8 protein-coding genes are annotated in these 6,225 nt (G+C 30.2%); 3 read left to right on the top strand and 5 right to left on the bottom strand.

The window, feature by feature from the left end; all coding sequences use genetic code 11:
* Positions 1–25: 25 nt before the first annotated feature.
* The 4 genes from H3N56_RS12370 to H3N56_RS12385 form a co-directional block, all read right to left on the bottom strand.
* Complete coding sequence (locus tag H3N56_RS12370) at positions 26–622, bottom strand: TetR/AcrR family transcriptional regulator (protein ID WP_185880106.1); 597 nt, start codon at positions 620–622, stop codon at positions 26–28.
* A 27-nt stretch (positions 623–649) separates the two neighbouring features.
* Complete coding sequence (locus H3N56_RS12375; protein ID WP_185880107.1) at positions 650–1,969, bottom strand: OmpP1/FadL family transporter; 1,320 nt, start codon at positions 1,967–1,969, stop codon at positions 650–652.
* 129 nt (positions 1,970–2,098) lie between these two features.
* Complete coding sequence (locus tag H3N56_RS12380) at positions 2,099–2,584, bottom strand: dihydrofolate reductase (RefSeq protein ID WP_185880108.1); 486 nt, start codon at positions 2,582–2,584, stop codon at positions 2,099–2,101.
* Positions 2,584–3,045 carry a tRNA (cytidine(34)-2'-O)-methyltransferase gene (locus H3N56_RS12385; RefSeq protein WP_185880109.1) on the bottom strand — a complete coding sequence of 154 codons (462 nt, stop codon included), beginning with the start codon at positions 3,043–3,045 and terminating at the stop codon, positions 2,584–2,586. The genes H3N56_RS12380 and H3N56_RS12385 overlap by 1 nt, the downstream gene beginning before the upstream one ends.
* A gap of 142 nt (positions 3,046–3,187) precedes the next feature.
* On the opposite strand from H3N56_RS12385, the gene H3N56_RS12390 reads away from it, so the two are divergent.
* Together H3N56_RS12390 and H3N56_RS12395 are read left to right on the top strand one after the other, a co-directional pair.
* Positions 3,188–3,814, top strand: a complete 627-nt coding sequence (locus H3N56_RS12390) for an MBL fold metallo-hydrolase (RefSeq protein ID WP_185881495.1) — start codon at positions 3,188–3,190, stop codon at positions 3,812–3,814.
* A 16-nt stretch (positions 3,815–3,830) separates the two neighbouring features.
* Complete coding sequence (locus tag H3N56_RS12395) at positions 3,831–4,748, top strand: NAD(P)/FAD-dependent oxidoreductase (protein WP_185880111.1); 918 nt, start codon at positions 3,831–3,833, stop codon at positions 4,746–4,748.
* Positions 4,749–4,801: 53 nt separating this feature from the next.
* Here the strand turns inward: H3N56_RS12395 and H3N56_RS12400 are convergent, their stop codons facing one another.
* Complete coding sequence (locus tag H3N56_RS12400; protein WP_185880112.1) at positions 4,802–5,596, bottom strand: RNA polymerase sigma factor RpoD/SigA; 795 nt, start codon at positions 5,594–5,596, stop codon at positions 4,802–4,804.
* Between the two features lie 105 nt (positions 5,597–5,701).
* Between H3N56_RS12400 and ruvC the strand changes: the two genes are divergently transcribed.
* On the top strand, positions 5,702–6,225 hold a 524-nt coding region (gene ruvC, locus H3N56_RS12405), incomplete at its 3' end, for a crossover junction endodeoxyribonuclease RuvC (RefSeq protein WP_185881496.1).

The raw sequence follows: 6,225 nt of genomic DNA on the forward strand, positions 1-6,225 counted from the left end.
GGCTCACTGAACCATCCATTTTTATTTATTCTTGAGATATTTTTTTATGTCTATTTCTTTTTCTGTAGTTATCTATTCTTGTTAAGAGCATAGTTCCAGCTCCATTTAATAACTTTTCTTTTATAAAGTCATTACTTGGATCTTCAAAATACTCTGTAGCTATAAGAGTAGCAAATCCATGCCCATAAAACCAACATTCTAAAAATAATTCATTTTTAAATTCTGATGGTAGTCCCGAAAATCTTTCATCTTTAGACATCTCATCTTTCATTAAATCACGGAATTCTTTTAAAACCGAATTATATGCTTTTTCTTTCAAAAAAATAGATTTAAAAAGTTGTTTTTCCTCACGTGCAAAAGCACAAAGTCCGATTCCACTATTTAAAAATATCATATCTGTTTCTTGCTTTTTAACATATTCTATAAATACTTCTTTAGCTCTACTTATAAGATCTTTTTTCAGTTCATCCATCGAACCGTAACAACTATATATTGGGGCTGGAGAAGCATTTAAAGCCTTTGCTAGATTTCTAGCAGTTATCTCATCTAAGCCATGTTTTTCAAACATTTCAAACGCTTTTTTATGTATCTGCTCCTTTGTAAATATAGCTTTTTTTGGCATTGCTACCTCCTAATATTTTTTAATTCATTATATTTTCTTAGTAAATCCTAATCCTACACTTGATATTTTCTTTTTATAGTTTTGATTTTCTAAAGCTTTTCCAGGGTATTTTTCTGTAAAGTTTCCTTTTGCAGAATCATACCAATAGTGATTATATGAAACTATCCATTCCATAGACTCATCCGGTCTATATTTAACTCCTGTTCCTGCCATAAATGAATCTAAAGCATATTCTACATCACTAAATGTGTCTTTATGAGCTCCTGTATCTGAATAGTTAGCTCCTATCATCCAGGCCCATTTTTTGTTTAACCAATACTCTGATCCTAGAGATACTTCCCAACCATTATCATACTCTATATCATGATTTGGATTAGCCTTCTTATCAATTTTAGCAGATTCATTGAAATAGTAATTTCCACCAACAAATGTAGTCCATGAATCTGTCATTTTATAAGATGCTCCAAGCGCTAGTAAAGCTGGTAAATCTCTTCTAACTTTTCTTCCATCAGCATACTCCGGAAAGAAATCCGAAAACCCTAGCTCTTTTCCAAGTAACGAAGCCTTCTTTTCATCAGCATCAGCTTTAAAATTCATTCTTACTGTTGTATCATATCTCATTCCAATATTTAATCTCTCAGTTGCAGCATAGTTAAGACCAAACTGTCCTCCAAATCCCCAAGCTGTTCTTTCTGAATCTATTTCAGCTTCAATTGGTAAAGAATTTTCTTTTCCAAAAACAGTAGTATTTAATTCCGCATTTAAATGTCCTTTTAGTAATCTACTTCCACGAACTACTCTACCAGCTAATGAAACTGAAACTTTATCATTTATATCCCACGCTCTACCTAAAGTAGACTGGATATACATATTAGATCCTTCAGCACTTGACCCTAAATCTTTAGCTCTAACTTTTGCAATACCTAAATCCATATTTATTACATCTTCTAAAACTCCAATTCCAGCAACTCCATCATCATACTTTAAGTCTCCGCCTCCACCAAGACCTCCAAATGTCCAAAACCATGTTCTCTCTTTATTTTTTGTATATAAAGCTAGATTCGGTACAGGTGCACCTAGGTCAGCAGAATACTCTTTTCCTTTATATGTCATTGTTTCTTTTCCATACGCATACTGAATTCCAGCTCTTAAATATGTTCCATCTTCCAGTCTCATAAGTCCGGCTGGATTGAAATATACTGATGTATTTCTATTGATTGCCCCTTGTTGTGCTGGATTTGCTCCATACTCAGGGGTATAGTTTTGTATATGATCTATTGAAGCTCCAAACGAGCTAATTCCCGTTACTAAAATTAATGCTGCTAAATAAAATTTTGTCTTACTCATTATGTTTCTCCCTCCGATATTGCCACTAATAAAATTACATTTGTTATTATTACTTATGTAATATAACATTTGTTTTTTAAATTTTAATTAAGATTTTATTAATTTTTTTTAATAATAGAGGAAGGTTGTTTAATTATTAATACAAAGTGTTTTTCTTAAATATTCAACGTAGATAAATTCTTCAAAACTTTCATCAGAAATCTTATCAAATTCCTTTTCAAAAGAATCCAGGAAAAAGGTATCACCCTTATAATCTTTTTTAATATATGAGACACAAATCTTATCAATATATTTCATGCACTGTCTATAAATTGTAGATCCTCCAATAATATATATATCTTTATTTATTATTTTTTTTGCAAACTCCAGCCCCTGTTCAATGGAATTACATACTACGGCATCTCCTGCTTTATATCCCTTGTCACTACTTATTACTATATTGATTCTATTTGGAAGAGGTTTTCCTATACTTTCGTATGTTTTCCTTCCCATAATAACAACATTATTTATAGTTTTTTTCTTAAATAGAGATAGATCTTCCTTTACATCCCAAGGAATCTTTCCATCTAAACCAATAACTCTATCTTTAGTCATTGCAACTATTGCAATTATCATTATTCATCGCCAAAGTCAAAGTCATTTTGTCTTAAAGCTTCGTATAATACTATAGCTGCAGTATTTGAAAGATTCAATGATCTTCCCATTTTAATCATAGGAACAGTTATACAAGTTTCACTATTTTCTTTTAAAATATTTTCAGGTATACCCCTAGATTCTGGACCAAAAACTATAAAATCATCTTTTTTATACTGAACATCACTATATCTATTCTTAGTTTTAGTTGTAGCAAAAAAGAAATTTGATTCTGGATATGCCTCTCTTAGCTCTTCATAGCTTTCCCATACCTTTAAATCAATTAACTTCCAGTAATCTAATCCTGATCTTTTTATTTGTTTTTCATCCAAAGAAAAACCTAATGGTTTTATTAAATGAAGTGTTGTATTTGTTAATACACACGATCTCCCTATATTTCCAGTGTTGTAAGGAATTTCTGGGTTCATTAACACTAAATTCATATTCTCCTCCTTCGTAATTTTATATACAGGAAATTTTAACATAAATTTCATTTTTTTTCCTATTTTTTTCCTTTTATCTTTGATTTTTATTGTTAAAAATGGTATTTTATTAATAAGAATACAGAAGTTTTGGAGGAATAATATGAACATAAAGAATTTTCCCATGGGATCATATTTGACAAATTGTTATCTTGTTTGGGATAAAGAGAAAAATGCTTCACTATTTGATTGCGGAGGAGAGAGATTAGATTCTTTACTTGGATTTTTGAAACAAAATAATCTAAATTTAAAAAATCTTATTTTAACTCATGGACATGGCGATCATATAGGTGGAATAAATAAATTAATTAACATTTTCCCTGAAATAAAAGTCTATATAGGTAAAGAAGATGCTCCATTTCTATCCAACTCAACTTTGAGTCTATCTCAGTTTATTCAAGGATATGATTTTGTATTCGAAGGTGATTTTACAACTTTAAAAGAGGGAGATACAATTGCAGACTTTGAAGTTATCGATACTCCTGGACATACTATTGGTTCTAAATGCTTTTATAATAAAGAAAATAATTTAATGATTACTGGAGATACTCTTTTTAGAAGAAGTTATGGAAGATATGATTTACCGACAGGTAATTTTGACAATCTCCAAAAAAGTTTAAGAAAAATTTGTGAAAACTATCCACCTGAAACTATTGTTTATAATTCTCATACGGATTCAACAACTTTAGGTGAAGAAAAATTATTTTTAAAATCTGAAGGTATCATTTAAATTTAGGAGGACTACTATGGAAAATATTTATGATGTTATAATTTTAGGTGCTGGTCCAGCTGGACTTGCCGCTGCTTTATATACTGGAAGAGCTAATTTAAAAGTTTTGGTTCTTGAAAAGCCTCATATTGGGAGTTTACTTATGGCTCATAAGATAGATAATTACCCAGGACACGAGGGTCTTACAGGACATAATTTACAACAACTTATGAAAAATCAAGTTGCAAAGTACAATGTCCAATTTAAAGAATGTACTTTTTTAGGGTTTGATATTTTTACTGAACCTAAAATTGTTAAAACTGATATTGAGAATTTCAAAGCTAAATCTATCATTATCGCTACTGGATGGTCTAAAAATTCAAGCTCTAAAGTTCCTGGTGAACAAGAATTTCTAGGAAAAGGAGTGTCTTACTGTGCAACTTGTGATGGAGCTTTTACAAGAAATTTAACTGTTTCACTTTTTGGAAAAGGTGAAGAAGTAGCTGAAGAAGCACTTTTCTTAACAAGATATGCAAAAGAAATTTTAATTTTTGTTAATGATAACAAATTAAATTGTGACCCTTCAATTCTTTCGGCACTTGAAACTAATGAAAAGGTTAAAATTATAACTAATTCAAATCTAAAAAAAATATCTGGAAGCGAATATGTAGAGAGCGTTGAGGTTGAAGTTAATGGTGAAATAAAAGATTATAAAACTGATTATACTTTCCTTTACTTAGGTACTAAAAATCCAACTGAACTATTTGGTGAGGTAGCAGAGCTAGATGCTCAAGGATATTTAAAAACAGATGACCATATGAGAACTAAAATACCTGGAGTTTATGCAGCTGGAGATGTTCGTTCTAAAGTTGTTAGACAAGTTACAACAGCAACAGCTGATGGAACAATTGCAGGAATGGATGCTATTAAATACGTACTTACGCTAAAAAAATAATTAAAAAAATCTGTAGAACAGGCTTTTAATTTTTATGCCTATTCTGCAGATTTTCAATTATACATATATCCACATTCTAATTTTAATTTATCTATTGCTCTTATCTGGATTTGTCTTATCCTCTCACGAGTCAGATTTAAACAGTTTCCAATTTCTTCTAACGTTAATATTTTCTTATCAAAAAGACCATATCTATGAATTATAACTTCCTTCTCATTCGGAGTTAAACATTCTAAATTTTTTATGAGCTCACTTTTCGATTCTTCTTCTATTATATTTTCTTCTAAATAATCATCTCCTGGTATGATGCTATGATAATCTCCATTTTCTCCACACGTCTCTTCTAGCGAATTTAAACTTTGTTCTAAAATATCTAAATATTTCTCAACATCTTTTTTTTTCATTCCAATTTCTAAAGCAATAAACTCAATGCACGGGTCGCTAGTATTTTCAACTCGATACCTTTGGATACTCTTCTTTATTTTTGAAATATTATCATATATATATGTTGGAAATCTTATTAAGCCTCTATTACACGATATATATCTTAAAATACTTTGTTTTATCCAAAACATTGCATATGTAGAAAATTTTCTTTCTAAATACGGATCAAATTTTTCGACAGCTTTAATCAATCCAATATTTCCTTCTTGGATTAAATCTAGCAAAGGAATCCCTAGATTTGAATACTTTTTAGCAACACTTACAACAAGTCTCAAATTAGAAATTACAATTCTATCTTTTGCTTCGCTATCTCCTTCCTTAGCTTTTAAGGAATAAGTCCGTTCCTCCTCTTTACTTAATAGAGGATAGTGGCTAATCTCTTTAAGGTAGTCCGAGATATTCATAAACTATTCCCTCCTTAAATCTAAAATATCTAAGTTAATATACCGAAAAGTTTTTACCCTTCCTTTTTTAGTTTTAAATGTTATAATTAATGTGAGGTGATTTTTTTGAGAGTTTTAGGAATCGATCCGGGAACGGCAATTGTAGGATATTCTATCCTAGATTTTGATAAAAACAAACTAAGTCTAGTTGAATATGGATGTATTTATACCTCTAAAGATTTAGCTATTGAAGATAGACTTTGCCAAATTTTTGAAGAGCTCGAAAATATTATAAAAAAATTTAGTCCTAAGCATATGGCTGTCGAAGATTTATTTTTCTTTAAAAATAGCAAGACAGTTATCTCAGTAGGACAAGCTAGAGGTGTTATTTTATTAGCTGGTAAAAGAAATGGTCTAGATGTGCAAAGTTATACTCCTTTACAGGTTAAAATGGGAATTACAGGGTATGGAAGGGCAGAAAAAAAACAAATTCAAATTATGGTACAAAAGATTTTAAATCTTTCTGAAATACCAAAACCTGATGATGCTGCTGATGCTATAGCTGTAGCCATAACACATATAAATAGTTTAACAAACTCTCTCTATTCGACAAATTCTATCTCCAACACTAGTTTAGAAAAAGGACTAAA

This window comes from Cetobacterium sp. 2A, from assembly GCF_014250685.1.
GTDB lineage: Bacteria > Fusobacteriota > Fusobacteriia > Fusobacteriales > Fusobacteriaceae > Cetobacterium.